The sequence below is a fragment of the Acinetobacter brisouioides genome (genome assembly GCF_004331075.1).
Taxonomy (GTDB): domain Bacteria; phylum Pseudomonadota; class Gammaproteobacteria; order Pseudomonadales; family Moraxellaceae; genus Acinetobacter.
This window is the reverse complement of the sequence record NZ_SJNX01000004.1, coordinates 85,069-102,649: the sequence shown is the minus strand read 5'-3', so window position 1 is coordinate 102,649 and position 17,581 is coordinate 85,069. Positions and strand designations below refer to the sequence as shown.

Sequence of the window (17,581 nt, the reverse complement as noted above, 5' to 3'; positions counted from 1 at the left end):
GCTATGAAGAAAATAATTATGGTGATGAATGGGGTATTTATATGTTCATTTGTTCATGCAGGAACAACAAGCACAGAGCCGATTTTAGCGGATATCTGGCTAAATGGGATTGATAAAAATACAGAAATACTTGTACTTCAAGAAGCGGATCAATTTTACGTTGAATGCAATGTGCTGAGTCGGCTTAGATTGAAAGTAGATTTATTTAAAAAAAATATAAATCAGAATCAATATTGTCTGGTGACAACATCTCCTATTCGATCTGAATTGGATGTAGCGATGCAAGCCATGAAAATCACAGTGCCACCAGACTATTTTTTAGAATATGTAGATAAAAATCGAGTACCTTTACCCAATAAAGCAAACTTGGGTGCTTTTTTAAACTATGATTTTTATTTTGATAAGGCTAAAGGTTCACATGAGTTCAATAATCTTTATGAATTGGGGGTTTTTAAAGATTATTGGATGTTTAAAAACTCTGTGATTTATCGAGATCAGGTGAATAGTGGGGAAGCTTCAGTTGTTCGATTGAATACGGAATTTAGCATGGATTTTCCTGATCGTTATACTAAGCTTATAGTGGGGGATAGCACGACAGTCTTTAATCCTTTGGCTAGTTCATTTCGTTTTGGTGGGATTAGCTTTGGAACTAACTATACTGAACGGTCTGATCTGGTTTATTGGAATGCGCCAGTGTTAAGAGGAAGTGCGGTAGTTCCTTCAACCATCGATTTATATATTAACGGAATTAATATTTATCGACAAAATGTCACTGCAGGTGATTATGTTCTACAAACTGGTGCAACCATTCAACAGTCAGGTAATGCTCAGATTGTGGTGCAAGATGTATTAGGCAATCGAAGTGTACAGAATTTTCCAATTCTGATTAATAATCGATTATTACAAGCAGGACTGAATGAATATAATATTTCTTTCGGTAAAATACGATATAACTACGATATAAATAGTTCTGATTACCGAGAATTTTTTGCAAGCACATATTTTAGACGGGGTGTGACAGATAAGACATCTTTAGGATTTACTACTGCTTATAGTTCAGATATACAGACACTTGGTTTAATGTGGACGCAGGCGGCTCCTAAATATGCATTATTTGATTTTTCTGCTATGGGAAGTCATGGGCATGGAGAAAATGGATATGCATTAGGGGCATCAGTCAGTCGAAATTTTAATTATTTTTCTTTCGGAGTGTCGAGTCGTTACTCCTCACAAAAGTTTCAGTCATTGGGGTATACACCCGATACGATTATTCCTAAATTTGATAATTTAGCTTATCTTAGTATTTATAACATTCCATTCTTAGATAATATAAATTTTAACTATATTGATCGTCGTTATTATCCAGATTCAACCCGGGCATTGCCAAATACAAAAATGTTAAATGTCGGAATTACAAAAAGATTGACATCACAGCTTTATCTTGGTGTGTCTTATTTTAAAGATTTTGGTAATAATCCTGATGATGGTGCAAATATCTCATTAACATTCAGTTTTGATAAAAATAAATCAGTTTATATTGATCAATCTGTGGATGGTAATACTCGTGCGACCTTTGCTCAATCTATTACAGGGCAGAATGGCTTTGGTTATTCTGTGGGGATGAATCGCTCTAATGGGCAGTTAGGCTACAATGCTTCTGGAATATTAAAAACTTCATATGGCGATCTGCGGGTTTTACATACTCAAAACCCAGATTATTATGACACCCAAGTGGATTATAAGGGAGCATTGGTTTGGTTAGATAATCAATTTAATTTCACTAAATCAATTGATGATGCCTTTGCTCTTGTTAAAGTTTCGGATTATAAAGATATTGAAGTTTATCGTTCATTGGTACCTGTTGGTAAAACTAAACAAAATGGTTATTTCTTTGTTCATAATATATTGCCGTATATCACATATGATTTGTCGTTTAATCAAGATCAGATTCCAATTGAAAGCAAAATAGAAACATCAAGTAAAAAGTTAATCGCTCTTAATCAGCGAGGTTATTTCTTTGATTTTCCAATTTATCAAACTCAACAGGTCGTTGTTAAATTATTAAATGCGAAAGGCGAGATTTTCCCGAGAGCAACTGAAGTTTATTTAGATAATAATAAAGATGAAATTTATCCAACAGATGCTGAGGGTCAATTGTATTTATATGGGTTATTACCAGGTCATAAATACCAGTTAAAAGCACAACAAGCGGAGGATGCATTTTGTACCAGTGAATTAAATGTCCCTGCACAAGTTGCAGATCATAATCCAGCAAAAGCGATAGAGCTTACTTGCAAGTAGGAGAGGCCGAATGAAGAGAGTATTTATTTTATGTTTAGTCGGTAGTGCGATTAGTGCAACATATGCTGCTTCATGTTCCGTAGGTAATGTAACAGAACCGAAGATGATGCTAGCGAGTTACTATCATAGTCAATCTGCAACTTCATTTAGTGTGAATTGTGATCGTGGTTACTCGATTCTTTTTAGCAGTATGAATTTGCGGAGTGCTGATGGTACAAGTTACGTATCAAATGGAGCGTATAAACTAAGAACCAAATTAACAATCTCAGGTCCTGTCGAAAATCTGTGGAATGTGCCATTAACTGCCAATGCTACAGGTACAAATCGATATATTATTGCTGTTCATCTGGAAGAACAGCCCTCTATTCGTACTCCAGCAGGCGTTTACAGAGATATGATTTATGTTAATTTATCTTTCTGATTTCTAATGATACTTATTTATGATCTCTTAGATAAGTATCATTTTATTATTTTGCGATTGTATAAATATTTATAAGCGATTTAAAAAGTATTAATAAACATAATTTAATTTTTAATAGACTTCTTTCATCAACCTATTTGATTTTACTTTCTAGAAAGTAAAACAAAGCGAGTGTAAACAATGATGAAAGAAGCCCAAAGTACAAAAAGCCTAATTTATTTGATATTTTTTAGTGCCTAGCTCAAAAATAATCGTGCAATTACTTGCTCAATTTAGATACCCGCATCGGTTGGGCGGCGTTGTAAATTCAGGAATGAACGGTTTGGCGCCATATTCAAGTTAATATTGTGAGGCATAATTGAGGACTGGAACCACTTATGGTAAAGCTTGCCCATTTGCCCAGATTTCCATAGACCATTGACGCTTGTATCAACAATATCTTTAAACTTGGCATCACCTTTTGGCAGCATGATGGCATAAGGTTCAGAAGATAAAATAGGGCCTACAATTTCATAAGCATGTGGGTTTGAGCTTTTGGCAATAAGTCCTGCAAGAATATTATCATCCATGACAAACGCTTCAGCTTTTCCACTAGCAAGAATTGCAAATGAGTCATCAAAGTCACGGCCATAAACATTGATAACATTAATATTTTTACCACGTTCATTACGCTTGATATATGTATCTGATGTTGTGCCAGCAGTTGTTACAACGGCTTTGTGGTCAAGGTCAACAAGGTTTTGAATATGCGAACTTTTTCTGACTGCCATACGAACTTCGGTGTAATAGAAGTTGGTGGAGAAAGCCACTTCGTGCTGGCGTTTGTAGGAATTTGTCGTCGCACCGCATTCCATATCAACATGACCTGATTGAATGTTTGGTATGCGTTGACTTGGATTAAGAGCAACAAACTCAACTTTTAAATGGGGAGCGTTGAGCTCTTTTTTGATGTCATTGGCAACGGTACGGCAAATGTCGATCACATAGCCTGTTGCACCACCATTGTAGGTATAGGAGATTGGCATAGCAGCATCATTGAAGCCAATGACTAATTTTCCTGAATTTTTGATCTTTGCAAGTGTATCCACTGCATAGGCTTGACTTGTTCCTAGAGAAACACAGGCAAACAAAGATGATGCAACGAATGTTCTTGAAAATAATTTCATAATTTCCCTTATGGTGTTGTGTATTGTTTTTAAAATAGGCTCCTCAGCCCAGTGTAATTTATAAGCAAAACAAATGCCATATTTCAAGATGTAATATCATGATTTTTTTGAATTTAATATAATTGTAATATTCCATATTATTGATTTTTAATATTATTTTTTTAAATTTTTATGTGATTGAAAATAAAGAAAAATGTGTATTCATGGCTAATAAATAAACGACCACTTTTGTTGAAGAAATCATTGCAATGTATTGGTGCATTTACTATTTAATTGTGCTTACTAATCGGGCATTTTGTTAAAAATTAATCAACAATTGTGTCTAAAATTTGAGTGTTACAACTGTCAAAAAAACGTCATCGACTGATCATTAAACTGCAAGAAAATAAGATTAGATTGGTACCCATAAAATAACAAAATTATATGGTGGAACCATGCTCATGCCATCGACTGCTGCATTGAAACGCCAGTTAGATATGCCATTTAAATTTCGGTTTAAACGCGTTGGTCAGCAGCCTGTACAGGAACGTGCAGTAGAACAACTCATTCGTCCTAAACTCAAGATTGCAATCGTGACAGAAACTTGGCCACCTGAAATCAATGGTGTGGCACTTTCATTGTTGCATCTGTGTCAAGGTTTACAGCAACAAGGGCATAAAATTATGCTCATTCGCCCAGAGCAGAGTCGCAGTTGTACGATATTTCTAGCAGAGCAAGAATGTCTAGTTACGGCACATAAAATTCCGAAGTACCCAAGTTTACAATTTGGTCGCCCACAATGGTTGAAAGTTGCCAAAGCGATCGAACAGTTTCAGCCAGATGTGGTGCATATTGTCACAGAAGGGCCTTTGGGACTTTTGGCATTGCAAGTGGCAAAAATGAAAAAAATTGCGATTTCTAGTGGTTTTCATTCGCCATTTCAAGAATTTAGTCGGTTCTTTGATTTAGCATTTTTGGTCAAACCCATTCAGCATTATTTACGCTGGTTTCATAACAATACCAATTTGACCTGTGTGCCTAGTCATGACACGGCACGTGCTTTGCAAGCACATGGCATCACTTGCCCGATCCAAGTGATTAGCCGTGGGGTGGATCATCGTTTATTTTCTCCAGAGAATCGTTGTGAAGACATGCGCCAGCACTGGGGTGTGGATAGCCAAACGAAAGTGTTGCTGTATGTTGGGCGACTTTCTCCTGAAAAAGAAATTCATGTTTTGATTGATGGATATTTGCAGGCACGTCGTCAGCAGCAGACCGTTCGATTGGTGATTGTGGGTGATGGGCCTGACAAAGAACGCCTGCAACAGCTAGACCCAGAGCAGCAGGTTGTTTTTATGGGAAATCTGACAGGGCAACGCCTAGCTGAAGCTTATGCCAGTAGTGACGTGTTTGTGTTTGCCAGTCGGGTAGAAACTTTTGGTAACGTAGTTTTGGAAGCCATGGCTAGTGGTCTACCTGTTTTGGCTTATGATTATGCTTGTGCACATGCATATGTCCAAAATGAACAGTCAGGCTGGTTGATTGATTTAAAAGATGGGCAGGGTTTGATACAGCGCATGCAGAATTTACCTGCTTTAACGCAGTTGCATCTGATGGGGCAGCAGGCGCGTATGCAAGTCAAAGATGCAGGGTGGCAACGCCCTGTACAGCAGTTTGAGCAGGCTTTGTATGGTTTGGTGATGACCTAGAACTAAGCCGATTCATCTTTTGTGGTAGATGAGGAGAGTACGATGACTAGTTTTCAACGAGCTAAGCTATACATCTTGACACTTGATCTTAAAGGCTGTTTGTATCTGAATCATTTTTCCCATTCACAGGGAATCAGCCAATTTTTTAAACTCATTAGTCGTTTGGGCGATGGCTGGTTTTGGTATGTGATGTTAAGCATTGTCTGGATCAGTCATGGCTTGGCGTATATCGTGCAAATCAGTTATTTGTTGTTGGCGGGTTCAACAGGGACATTGCTCTATAAGTTACTTAAACATAAAACCATTCGCCCTAGACCTTATCAGGTACATCAGGTGATTGTTTTGGGTGAGCGCCCACTGGATCATTTTAGTTTTCCTTCTGGACATACCTTGCATGCGGTCATGGTCACTACAGTGTTGGGATATATTCAGCCTGTTTTATTGTTATGTATGTTGCCGTTTACTGTTTTGGTTGCACTCTCGCGTATGGTTTTAGGGTTGCACTATCCAACCGACGTGATTATCGGGGCGGCTTTGGGTGGCTTGGTTGGCTGGGCTGTGATTTCTTGCGCGCCAATGTTGAATCTGATGTTGTAAAACAGAGGGTGAAATTTTAAAGTAACCGCATGACAATACACATTAGGACAGATGATGGGCTTACGCTGGACAGACACCATAGACATTGCAATTGAGTTATTAGAGGCACATCCTGATGTTGACCCACAGTGGGTTCGTTTTACCGATTTACATACATGGGTGTGTGCCTTGCCAGATTTTAGCGATGACCCAAATAAGTCGACAGAAGGCTTGCTTGAAGCCATTCAGATGGCATGGATAGATGAAAGCAACTAAAAACGGCTAAAAATCTAAACTTTTACATTTTCTTAGCTGATTATTCTGACTAACCTCGGTATAATGCGGCAAAAATTTATCTTGATTTTTTGAATTAAGGAGCCAGACATGGCAATTGAACGTACTTTATCTATCGTAAAACCAGACGCTGTTGCTAAAAACCACATTGGTGACATTTTTGCCCGTTTTGAAAAAGCTGGCTTAAAAATCGTTGCAACTAAAATGAAACATCTTTCTCAAGCTGAAGCTGAAGGTTTTTACGCAGAACACAAAGAACGTGGTTTCTTTGCTGACCTCGTTGCGTTCATGACTTCTGGTCCAGTGGTTGTTTCAGTTCTTGAAGGCGAAAACGCAGTTCTTGCGCATCGTGAAATCTTGGGCGCTACAAACCCTAAAGAAGCTGCACCTGGTACAATCCGTGCAGACTTCGCTGTAAGCATCGATGAAAATGCTGCTCACGGTTCTGACTCAGTAGCTTCTGCTACTCGCGAAGTTTCTTATTTCTTCGCTCAAACTGAAGTTTGCCCACGCACTCGTTAATCGAGATACTTCAAACCAGATAAGTGTTATACTGCTTATCTGGTTTTTTTATTCTTGAAAATCTCTTGGCTCTAGATAGCCACTCTTGTTTTTTCTTTGACATTGTTTAGGTAATACACATGGCTCTTGAAGCAGTTGGTTCATCTTTGATTGTAGATGGACAGCACAACACCGCCACATTGCATCAGCCTGCGAATCCAGTGCAAAAAGTTAACTTACTTGGCATGTCACGGGCAGAACTTGAGAAATTTTTTGAAGATTTGGGCGAAAAGAAGTTTCGCGCAGGTCAGGTCATGAAATGGATGCATCAGTACTTTGTGACTGATTTTGCTGAAATGACTAATATTTCAGGCAAGCTTCGCGATAAGTTGATGCAGATTTGCGAAATTAAAGCGCCTGAAGTGGTTCATCGTAATTACTCTAAAGATGGCACACGTAAGTGGGTATTTCGCGTAGGTGAAGGCGAGGGCTCTTTAGTTGAGACCGTTCTGATTCCTGCGGAAGATAAAACAGGTTTACGTAAAACCTTGTGTATTTCTTCGCAAGTGGGTTGTGCTCTGGATTGTTCATTTTGTTCGACAGGTAAACAAGGTTTCCAGCGTGATTTAACGCCAGCAGAAATTATTGGTCAGCTTTGGATGGCAAACTTTTCTTATATGGAAGATGTGCCTGTTGCAGAGCGCGAACGTTCAGTGACCAATGTGGTGATGATGGGTATGGGTGAGCCTTTACTCAACTACGATGCGGTTTTAAGTTCAATGCGTATTATGTTAGATGACTTTGCTTATGGTATGTCTAAGCGCCGTGTGACACTATCGACATCAGGTGTTGTGCCAAAAATTGACCAGCTCGCACAAGATATTGATGTGGCTTTAGCCATTTCTTTACATGCACCAAATGATGAATTACGTAATGAATTAGTTCCAATCAATAAAAAATATCCATTACAACAACTAATTACTGCATGCCAGCGCTATATTGCCAAAGACGGTAATGAAAGTGCACGTAAGCATGTGACCATTGAATATGTGATGCTCGATGGTGTAAATGATCAGCCTGAGCATGCGCAGCAATTACTTAAATTATTAAAAAATCTACCAAGTAAGATTAACCTGATTCCCTTTAATCCGTTCCCGCATGCACCATATGGTCGCTCAAGCCGTAACCGTATTATTGCCTTCCAAAAAACTTTGTCAGATGCAGGCTTTGTCTGTACTATTCGTCAGACACGTGGTGACGATATTGATGCTGCATGTGGTCAGTTGGTTGGCCAAGTTGCTGACCGTACCCGTCGTGCGGCACAATGGCAAAAGAAAATTGCAGAAAAAAATGAGATCATACGCTCAAAAGGATAATAATTCACTGAGGTGGTTTGGCGTGAAAAAAACTGTAAAACATGGCGTGATGTTACTGGGTGTGGGTGCTTTGTTGTTAGGTTTACAAGGCTGTCAAGGTACACTCGGGTTCGTGAAAAAAGATAGTTCACCGAGTTATGCAGATATTAGTACGCCAACCAGCAAGTTTAAGCGTGACAAGAAAAAAGCTGCTGAAATTCGAGTTGAGATTGCCGCTGAGTATTTGCGTACAGGTGATTTAGATGCAGCGAAACGTGCGCTGGATGATGTGTTCCAAGAGACCACTCGCAATGTGCGTGCTAACATGCTTATGGCAGTCTTGTTGCAGCAAGAGGGTAGCCCTGAGAATGTGGCGAAGGCTGAAGAATATTTTAAACGTGCGATTTCGATTGACCCTCAAGATGCACAAACACGTAACAATTATGGGCGTTATCTGTTTCAGTTAGGGCGTTATAATGACGCGCTTGAACAACTCAAGCTTGCAGGTTCAACTTTAGGTTATGAGCAGCGTGGAATGGCGCTAGAAAATCTAGGTTTGACTTATTTAAAACTGGGTGATGTGTCGAATGCTGAAAAAACATTCAGACAAGTCCTGCAAGTAAATCGAAATTCTACAGTTTCGATGTTAGAGTTGGCGGAAATTTTTTACCTGCGTCAACAGTTTGCGCTGGCAACAGAAGCGTATGGTGATTATGTGCGATTGGTCGGTGATAAAGACCAAAGCGCACGCGGTCTATGGGTTGGTATTCGTCTTGCTCGCGCCAATGGTGATAATATGAGCAAGCAGGTTTTGGTCAATCAATTACGGGCTTTGTTCCCCGATAGCCAAGAGTATCAACGTTATTTGCAATTACAGTACAGTACTGAGGCGGTATGGAAGTAAATCCAAATTCACAGCAATCGACGGGTACATCAGCAACCCCTAATACTTTAGGCAACGTTCAGCGTCCAGGTGAATACTTACGTCATATCCGCCTTGCTCAAAAACGTGAATTAACTGATGTTTCAAAAGCTTTGAATATGCCGATAAAAACTTTAGAAGCGCTCGAAAGTGATGATTATAAATCATTGCCTGAAGCGACATTTATTAAAGGTTATTATCGTATATATGCCAAATATTTAAATGTCGATGCTTCAGCGATTATTCAGCGTTTCGATGAAATCTATGCCAATGACACAGGTTTGTTGCCAAATCACGCCTTAAAAGATTCACCGATTAAAATCATGGGCAAGCTACCTGGTTCAAATAGTGATCGCAATAAAAAATGGCTAAAACGCACTGTGATTGCCATTGTGGTGATTTTTGTATTATGGCTAGTCGTGTTAGGCTTGCAAAAATGGGCAGCTAAAAAACAGCCAGCAGCTGCGTCAAACCCACAATCCAACACACAAGTGATTTCTGTTGATCAAAATACAGCAACAACAGGTGATCAGCTCAATTTGAAATTCTCACAGCCGACTTCGGTCAATATTGTGGACTCAACAGGTAAAGTATTGGCAGCAGGTCGTCAGGCTGCGGATTTAAGCCTTAAAGGTGTTTCACCATTTCAGGTGCGTCTTGACAATGCCAGTGCTGTAACTTTAACCCTAAATAATGAATCTATTCCTTTGGCACCTTATACGGTAAATGGTCAGGCAGACTTCCGTTTATCACGTTAATGCAACAGAGTTGACCAAGTCATGATCGAAAATCCAATTAAACGCCGTCCAACACGCAAAATCCGTGTTGGTTCTGTGTATGTGGGTGGTGATGCACCAATTACGGTGCAAAGTATGACCAATACTGAAACCTGCGATGTCGATGCAACCGTGGCGCAAATTGAGCGCTGTGTGCAGGCAGGTGCGGATATTATGCGTGTTTCGGTACCTTCAATGGAAGCTGCTGAAGCCTTTGGTGCTATCCGTAAACGGGTACAAGTGCCTTTGGTTGCCGATATTCATTTTGATCATAAAATTGCACTGGCTGTTGCTGACTATGGCGCAGACTGTTTGCGTATTAATCCTGGTAATATTGGTTCAGATCAAAAAGTACGTGAAGTCGTGGCTGCGGCTAAACATCATGGTATTTCGATTCGAATTGGGGTCAATGCAGGTTCTTTAGAAAAAGATTTGCAGAAAAAATATGGTGAACCGACAGGGCAGGCATTGCTTGAGTCGGCACTGCGCCACATTGATATTTTAGATCGTTTAGACTTTCATGAGTTTAAAGTCAGCGTAAAAGCATCAAATGTGTTTTTAACTTTGGATGCTTATCGTTTATTATCTCAACAAATTGATAACCCGTTACATTTGGGTGTGACCGAAGCGGGTATTTACCGCACAGGGACAGTTAAGTCTGCGATTGCTCTGGGTGGTCTGCTGCTGGAAGGTATTGGGGATACCATGCGTATTTCCTTGGCGGCTGAGCCTGAAGATGAAGTCAAAATTGGTTTTGATATTTTAAAATCTCTTGGACTTCGTTCAAACGGGATCAATTTTATTGCGTGTCCAAGTTGTTCGCGTCAAGAATTTAATGTCATTAAAGTGATGCAGGCACTGGAACAGCGCTTAGAAGGTATTCGCACACCAATGGATGTTTCGGTGATTGGCTGTAAGGTCAATGGACCGGGTGAAGCCAAAGAAGCCGATATTGGTGTGGTTGGGGCAAGCCCTCGATCATTGGTATATCGAAATGGTGAGAAAAGCCATCTTATTGATACCGATCAGTTGGTTGATGAAATTGAAACAATGGTTCGTCAACGTGTTCAAGAGCTTGAAGAAGCTAAAGCTAAAGAGATTATTCGTAGTTCATCATGAGTTCAATTGTCGCAATTAAAGGTTTTAATGACGTTCTTCCTTCGCAAACGCCTGCATGGAGACGTCTAGAGCAGCATCTTGCATCATTAATGGATGCCTATGGCTATCAACAAATCCGTTTGCCGATGGTTGAACATACGGGTTTGTTTAAACGTGCTATTGGTGATGCAACCGATATCGTTGAAAAAGAAATGTATACCTTTTTCGACAAAGGTAATCCACCAGAGTCACTCACCTTGCGTCCTGAAGGGACAGCAGGTTGTGTGCGTGCCATGCTCGAACATAATTTGTTGCGTGGTGCTACGCCGCGTGTGTGGTATATCGGCCCAATGTTCCGTTATGAAAAACCACAAAAAGGTCGTTACCGTCAGTTTCATCAGTTTGGTGTGGAAACCTTTGGGGTCGCAACGCCAGATATTGATGCCGAATTGATTTTAATGACTGCACGTTTGTGGCAGCGCATGGGTGTTTCCGACAAAGTTCAGCTTGAGCTGAATACTTTGGGCGAAATGGATGAGCGTAACGAATATCGTAATGCATTGGTTGAGTTTTTGACTGCGCATAAAGACGAGTTGGATGAAGACTCTCAGCGCCGTTTAAGCACTAACCCACTGCGTATTTTGGATTCGAAAAACGAGCGTACCCAGCAAATTCTGGAAAATGCACCGAAACTGCATGACTTCCTAAAAGAAGACACCATGCAGCATTTTTCACAATTGCAGCAGTATTTAACTGATGCAGGTGTGAAATTTGTGATTAACCAGAAACTGGTTCGCGGTTTAGATTATTACAACAAAACCGTATTTGAATGGACAACCACACATTTGGGTTCACAAGGCACAGTCTGTGCAGGTGGACGTTATGATGGCTTGGTGGGACAGCTCAAAGGTAAGGCAGATCAGTCTGTGCCTGCGGTTGGTTTTGCAATGGGCATGGAACGTTTATTGTTGTTGCTTGAACAGGTTGAACAAGTGCAAGTCGTACGTGATTGTGAAGTATTCTTACTTGCCGATCCTGCTTGCCAAGGTAAAGCGCTGGTGTTGGCAGAGCAATTGCGTAATCAGCTTGAAACTGCAAACAGCTCAATTCGAGTGAAAACAGGCTCTCAAGGCAGTATGAAAAGCCAAATGAAAAAGGCAGATCAATCTAGAGCGGTTTTTGCCATGATTTTGGGTGAGCGCGAGTGGGAAAATCAGCAAGTCAGTCTCAAAACATTGGCAACGGCAGAGCAAGTCGAGCTAAAAATTGCGGACATCGTGCCATTTTTAATTGAAAAATTTGCTGAATAAGCTGCATAGGAAAGTCAGAAGGACAGTCACATGAGTGCACTAACACAAGAAGAGCAACTCGATAATCTAAAATCACTGAGCAAGAAATATGGTTCTGCTGCAGTCAGTGGTATTCTGGTTGCATTGATTGCATTTTTTGGCTGGAATTACTGGCAGAAAAAACAGCTACATAGCGCGCAAAATGAAACTGCACGTGTTCAGCAGCTCATGGATGAAGCACAGAGTTTAATAGGTGACCAAAGTGCGTATAACAAACTTGCGCCATCTGCTGACACAGTTCTGAAAAAGAACCTTGACTCTGTGCAGGCAATCCAAGCTGAATTGGTCATGTCTAAAGTGGCATTTGATCAAGGCAACTATACTGCAGCAGAACGTGAGCTGAAAAAAGTACAAAATGTGAAGGTTGATGATGAAGGCTTACTTCAGTTGGTTAATCTGCATTTGGCTTATACACAAGCAGCGCAAAAAAAATATGATGATGCTTTAAAAACATTGGACCTTATCAAAGTCCCAGCGTTTAAAGCCTCAGCAGATGAAGCGCGTGGCGATATTTACGTTGCAAAAAATGATGTTGCTCAAGCACGCAAAGCGTATCAAAGTGCATGGGATGCCATTGTTGCGCGTAAACAAGAACGACAAATTTTACAAATTAAACTCGAAAGTGTTGGCGTTTTAGTGAATGATCCTGATATCGAACGCCCAATTTTGAAAACACAAGTGGATGAGTCTTAAATGAATAAAAAATTTACCGTACCGTTTGCGCTAACACTTGCAGCTGTTGCTTTGGTGGGCTGCTCTAGCAATAAAACTAAAGTGGAAGAAATTAAACCCAATAAACTTCCAAAAATAGTGCAAGCAAAAACTTTAGTCCCTGTATTTTCTGAGCATGTAACCCAAACCAATAAAAATGATCCATTGCGTTTACAAATGGGCGCAGACAATGGCGTAATATTCTTGGTGGATCCAAAAGGTTATGTAGAAGCCTACAAAGGCAAACAACGCCTTTGGTCAACCAAACTCACCAAAAAACATGGCTTAAGTGCGGGTGTTGAAGTTGGTGAAGGGATTGTGGTTGTCGGTAATGAAAAAGGTGAACTGTTTGCACTCGATGAAACTTCAGGGCAAATGAAATGGGCAGCTCAGCTTTCAGGTGCGATTATTGCACCATCGCATATTCAGGCAGGACGTGTGATTACTGTGAGTAATGATGGTAATGTCTATGCACATGATGTCAGCACAGGTCAGCAGCTTTGGACATACCGTTTACCGAATGTCTCATTTAGCTTGCGTGGTCGTGCAGCACCTGTCATGCTCGATCCAAACAATGTGCTGATTGCAACTTCAAATGCGTATGTTTATATCATTGATGTGATTAGTGGTGTACCGCGTTTGCAGCGTCGTGTTGCAGTTGCGGAAGGTCGTTCAGACGTACAGCGTTTAAATGGTATCAGTGGCGACCCTGTGATGATGGGGCAGTATATGGTCACGACCAGTTACCAAGGGCAGGTTGCCGTGACTGATCTTGCACGGCAACAAGTGCTGTGGAGTGAAGATGCAAGCAGTAACCAACGCCCTGAAGTGACACAAAATAAAGTCTTTGTCAGCACAACCGATGGCAAAGTGATTGCTTATGATTTGATGAGCGGTCAAAAACTTTGGGAAAATACACAGCTTTTGCACCGTAATCTTAGTAATCCAGTGATGTTGGGTTCAGACCTTGTTGTTGGTGATTATGAAGGTGCTCTTAGCCTATTAGACCCAAATACAGGTAATTTGATTGGTCGTTCCGATACCAAGGGACAAGTTACATTTTTACGTGTGATTGACAACCAACTTTATGTTTCAACTCAAAAGGGCGCGTTAAGCGTTTGGCAGAATCGTTAATTTATGAAACCCGTTATTGCGCTGATTGGGCGTCCGAATGTCGGAAAATCAACGTTATTTAACCAGATAACCAAAAGTCGTGACGCACTGGTTGCCGACTTTGCTGGTCTGACTCGTGACCGCAAATATGGTGATGCAGTTTATCAAAACAAATCGTTCATTGTGGTCGATACTGGGGGTATTGGCGAAAGTGAACAGGGCATCGATGCCTATATGGCAGAACAGTCCAAAACAGCCATTCACGAAGCAGATATTATTATCTTCGTGGTGGATGCGCGTGCGGGATTATTGGCTTCTGATGAACAGATTGCACGTGAATTGCGTACTTTAGGCAAGAAAGTTTTCTTGGTTGCCAACAAGGTCGATGGCGTGCATGCTGAAGCTGCAGTGGCTGAATTTTTCAAACTGGGCTTTGGTGAACCACTGCATGTTGCAGCGAGTCATGGTCGTGGCGTCTCACAGATGCTCGAAGATGTGCTGGTTGATGTGCCTGAAGATGAAAATCCTGAAGAGCATGACAAAGCGACTGGATTGCGTTTAGCTATTATTGGTCGTCCAAATGTGGGTAAATCAACACTGGTTAACCGCTTGTTGGGTGAAGACCGTGTGGTCGCATTTGACCAACCTGGGACGACTCGAGATTCGGTTTATATTCCATTTGAACGTGATGGTCGTCAATACACGTTGATCGATACTGCGGGTGTACGTCGCAAAGGTAAAGTTGATGAAATGATTGAGAAATTCTCAGTTGTTAAAACTTTACAAGCTATGAAAGATGCTCACGTAGTCGTTGTGGTCTTAGATGCCCGCGAAGGTGTGGTTGAGCAAGACTTACATCTGATTGGATACGCATTGGAAGCAGGTCGTGCCATGGTGATCGCCATTAATAAATGGGATAACATGACCGAATATGACCGCAAGCAATGTAAGTTGGATGTTGATCGCCGTTTTGACTTTATTCCATGGGCGCGTATTCATTTAATTTCAGCCTTGCATGGTACGGGAGTTGGGGAGCTTTATCCTTCTATTCATCGTGCATACGAGTCGGCGAATTTAAAAGTTTCTCCAGCAAAATTGACACAGATTTTGAATGATGCGACCGAAGCGCATCAACCGCCAATGATCAGTGGTCGTCGTATTAAAATGCGTTATGCGCATATGGGTGGGCAAAATCCACCGACGATCGTGATTCACGGTAACAAGGTTGATAAGACGCCTGCGGATTATCGTCGTTACTTGGAGAATGTGTTCCGTAAAGTGTACAAGCTTGAAGGTACGCCTGTTCGTGTTGATTTTAAAACTTCTGAAAATCCGTTTGAAGGGCGTAAGTCACAGGTGGATGAACGTGTTGCTGCACGTAAACGTCGTTACGTTCAGAAATTCAAGAAAGCGGAAAAGAAATTTAAGCGTTAAGCCGTTATATAAAGAGCTATCTTCGGATAGCTTTTTTTTACTTAAAATATTGAGAGAAAATAGAGTTATTATACTTTTAGTGTATCTTTTCTTGAAATTTATTGTTTTCATTTTTTTTTAAATGTTTTTTTGCTATTTTAGCGCCCTTGTTTATTTATAATAGATTCCATTTTTTGGTCAGTTCGGGGTGTAGAGTGTGAACTTACAACTACAAGTACAACAACTCTATAACACAGATCATCATGCTGATTTGCAAGCATTGCAGGCGATTCCTGCCATGCAGCGCCGACGTTTGTCTGCTTTGGCGAAACTGGCATTCAATAGTGCCGTACAAGCGTTGCAAGCTTATGACATTGATTATATTGTCTGGGCATCGCATTTTGGTGATGAACAAAAAACCTTAAATATTTTACAAGATGTTTTACAAGGTCATACACCATCGCCGACACAATTTTCTACGTCTGTGCATAATGCTATAGCAGGTTTGTATTCTATTTTGTACCAAGATGCTACACCTTCGACCAGTTTGAGCTGTTCATGGTCAGAAGCGGTGGTTGAAGCCTATGCATTTTTGAAAACGCATGTGAACGCGCAGCGGGTTTTGGTGGTGTATTATGATGCACCCTTGCCCGATGTGTATGAAGGTGTGAATAGTTTTGATGCCTTTTCAATGGCAGCTGTACTCAGTCTGGCTGAGCCGAATGTGCAGTTCGATCCAGTCTTGAAAATAGAGACCAGTCATCAATCTCCTGATCAGGATGCACAGGAGTTTTTACAGTTTTGGCAAACGGGTACTCCACAGTCAGCATCAGGGAAATGGCAACGATGTTAAAAGGGAAGTCCAAACAGCAACTTAACTATCTATGGCGTATGGCAGCGACAGGCTTGGGTTTTGCCAGTTTTGGAGTGGGTGGCGTCGCGATTGGTACGGTGATTGCACCTGCGGTGAAACTGTACACGTCTGATCCGAAACGCCGTGTTGAGCTAACCCAACAGGTGATTCGACATGGTTTTCATGGCTTTATTGAAGCTATGACCAAACTTGGCGTCATGACCTACAGTGTAGAAGGTTTGGACAAGCTGCAAAACAGTCAGCAAGAACTGGTGATTGCCAACCACCCGACATTGATTGATGTGATGCTATTAATCGGGTTGATGCCCAAAGCCAATTGCGTGGTCAAACAAGCACTGTGGCAAAATCCGTTTACCCGAGGACCTGTGCAAAACGCGGCGTATATTTTAAATGCAGGCTCTGAGCAGTTTATTCAGGACTGTGTGCAGCGTTTGCAACAAGCTGATGCGGCATCGTTGGTGATTTTTCCTGAAGGGACGCGCACTGAGCAAAATCAGACGCTGAATGATTTTCAGCGCGGTGCTGCCAATATTGCCTTGCGGGCACAGGTGCCGATTCGCCCTGTCGTGATTCGCTGTAGCCCATCGACCTTGACCAAAAATGAAAAGTGGTATCACATTCCAAGTGAACCTTTTCATATTCAAATACAAGTCCTTGATCCAATTCGGATCGAAGACATTTTAGCCGATACAACGGTCACGCCTAAAAATGTGCGTGCCTTGAATCAGTATTTACACCAGTTGTTTAATCAAGAGTTATGTACATGAGCAATCTTGCTGACGAGCTAAAACAGATGATTATTGATGTTTTGGCACTCGAAGATATTTCGATTGACGATATTGATGATGAAGCCCCTTTGTTTAATGAAGGCTTAGGGCTGGATTCAATAGATGCCTTAGAGTTAGGTTTGGCGCTGAAAAAACGCTATAACATTCATTTAAATGCTGAGTCAGAGGACACCAAGCAGCATTTTCGTTCAATTCAAAGTTTAGTGAAGTTGGTTGAAAGTCAGGCCGCTTAAGG

Annotated in this window: 17 protein-coding genes and 1 pseudogene; 17 read left to right on the top strand and 1 reads right to left on the bottom strand. The window is 41.0% G+C overall.

The features are described from left to right. The first annotated feature begins 3 nt into the window (after window positions 1-3). Both E0H77_RS06870 and E0H77_RS06865 read left to right on the top strand, forming a co-directional pair. Window positions 4-2,301: a fimbria/pilus outer membrane usher protein gene (locus tag E0H77_RS06870; RefSeq protein ID WP_131376168.1), complete on the top strand. Its 2,298-nt coding sequence runs from the start codon at window positions 4-6 to the stop codon at window positions 2,299-2,301. Between the two features lie 10 nt (window positions 2,302-2,311). After that, window positions 2,312-2,722, top strand: a complete 411-nt coding sequence (locus tag E0H77_RS06865) for a hypothetical protein (protein WP_131313676.1) — start codon at window positions 2,312-2,314, stop codon at window positions 2,720-2,722. A 272-nt stretch (window positions 2,723-2,994) separates the two neighbouring features. Here E0H77_RS06865 and E0H77_RS06860 read toward each other — a convergent pair whose 3' ends face one another. Then, window positions 2,995-3,888 carry an amino acid ABC transporter substrate-binding protein gene (locus E0H77_RS06860; protein WP_131376165.1) on the bottom strand — a complete coding sequence of 298 codons (894 nt, stop codon included), beginning with the start codon at window positions 3,886-3,888 and terminating at the stop codon, window positions 2,995-2,997. A 440-nt stretch (window positions 3,889-4,328) separates the two neighbouring features. On the opposite strand from E0H77_RS06860, the gene E0H77_RS06855 reads away from it, so the two are divergent. The 15 genes and pseudogenes from E0H77_RS06855 (at window position 4,329) to E0H77_RS06785 (ending at window position 17,579) form a co-directional block, all read left to right on the top strand. Beyond that, entirely contained in the window at window positions 4,329-5,576 is a 1,248-nt protein-coding gene (locus E0H77_RS06855; RefSeq protein WP_131376162.1) for a glycosyltransferase family 4 protein, read from the top strand. 42 nt (window positions 5,577-5,618) lie between these two features. Then, window positions 5,619-6,173 carry a phosphatase PAP2 family protein gene (locus tag E0H77_RS06850; RefSeq protein ID WP_131313673.1) on the top strand — a complete coding sequence of 185 codons (555 nt, stop codon included), beginning with the start codon at window positions 5,619-5,621 and terminating at the stop codon, window positions 6,171-6,173. Between the two features lie 54 nt (window positions 6,174-6,227). Continuing rightward, window positions 6,228-6,428, top strand: a complete 201-nt coding sequence (gene iscX / locus E0H77_RS06845) for a Fe-S cluster assembly protein IscX (RefSeq protein ID WP_004749756.1) — start codon at window positions 6,228-6,230, stop codon at window positions 6,426-6,428. Between the two features lie 108 nt (window positions 6,429-6,536). Further along, window positions 6,537-6,968, top strand: a complete 432-nt coding sequence (ndk, locus tag E0H77_RS06840; RefSeq protein ID WP_004749754.1) for a nucleoside-diphosphate kinase — start codon at window positions 6,537-6,539, stop codon at window positions 6,966-6,968. Window positions 6,969-7,087: 119 nt separating this feature from the next. Then, window positions 7,088-8,323: a dual-specificity RNA methyltransferase RlmN gene (rlmN, locus tag E0H77_RS06835; RefSeq protein ID WP_131376159.1), complete on the top strand. Its 1,236-nt coding sequence runs from the start codon at window positions 7,088-7,090 to the stop codon at window positions 8,321-8,323. Between the two features lie 22 nt (window positions 8,324-8,345). Beyond that, window positions 8,346-9,206, top strand: coding sequence for a type IV pilus biogenesis/stability protein PilW (gene pilW, locus E0H77_RS06830; protein WP_131376157.1), 861 nt, complete (start codon window positions 8,346-8,348; stop codon window positions 9,204-9,206). Beyond that, window positions 9,197-9,982 carry a helix-turn-helix domain-containing protein gene (locus E0H77_RS06825; protein ID WP_131376155.1) on the top strand — a complete coding sequence of 262 codons (786 nt, stop codon included), beginning with the start codon at window positions 9,197-9,199 and terminating at the stop codon, window positions 9,980-9,982. Before pilW ends, E0H77_RS06825 begins: the two co-directional genes overlap by 10 nt. A 21-nt stretch (window positions 9,983-10,003) precedes the next feature. Further along, window positions 10,004-11,119: a flavodoxin-dependent (E)-4-hydroxy-3-methylbut-2-enyl-diphosphate synthase gene (gene ispG / locus E0H77_RS06820; RefSeq protein WP_131376153.1), complete on the top strand. Its 1,116-nt coding sequence runs from the start codon at window positions 10,004-10,006 to the stop codon at window positions 11,117-11,119. Next, window positions 11,116-12,408 (top strand): histidine--tRNA ligase, encoded by a 1,293-nt coding sequence (gene hisS, locus E0H77_RS06815; RefSeq protein ID WP_131376150.1) that lies wholly within the window; start codon window positions 11,116-11,118, stop codon window positions 12,406-12,408. The genes ispG and hisS overlap by 4 nt, the downstream gene beginning before the upstream one ends. A gap of 30 nt (window positions 12,409-12,438) precedes the next feature. After that, a complete protein-coding gene (locus E0H77_RS06810) occupies window positions 12,439-13,140 on the top strand; it encodes a YfgM family protein (RefSeq protein WP_131376146.1) in 702 nt (233 codons plus the stop codon). Then, window positions 13,141-14,292 carry an outer membrane protein assembly factor BamB gene (gene bamB, locus E0H77_RS06805; protein WP_131376143.1) on the top strand — a complete coding sequence of 384 codons (1,152 nt, stop codon included), beginning with the start codon at window positions 13,141-13,143 and terminating at the stop codon, window positions 14,290-14,292. It abuts the gene before it with no gap. Window positions 14,293-14,295: 3 nt separating this feature from the next. Further along, on the top strand, window positions 14,296-15,705 hold the full coding sequence (gene der / locus E0H77_RS06800; RefSeq protein ID WP_131376140.1) for a ribosome biogenesis GTPase Der: 1,410 nt from the start codon (window positions 14,296-14,298) through the stop codon (window positions 15,703-15,705). 196 nt (window positions 15,706-15,901) lie between these two features. Beyond that, window positions 15,902-16,537, top strand: a complete 636-nt coding sequence (locus E0H77_RS06795) for a beta-ketoacyl synthase chain length factor (RefSeq protein ID WP_131376137.1) — start codon at window positions 15,902-15,904, stop codon at window positions 16,535-16,537. Continuing rightward, window positions 16,531-17,338, top strand: a pseudogene (locus E0H77_RS06790) (lysophospholipid acyltransferase family protein). Before E0H77_RS06795 ends, E0H77_RS06790 begins: the two are co-directional and overlap by 7 nt. Beyond that, window positions 17,322-17,579 (top strand): phosphopantetheine-binding protein, encoded by a 258-nt coding sequence (locus tag E0H77_RS06785; RefSeq protein WP_004902223.1) that lies wholly within the window; start codon window positions 17,322-17,324, stop codon window positions 17,577-17,579. Before E0H77_RS06790 ends, E0H77_RS06785 begins: the two are co-directional and overlap by 17 nt. The last annotated feature ends 2 nt before the right edge of the window (window positions 17,580-17,581 follow it).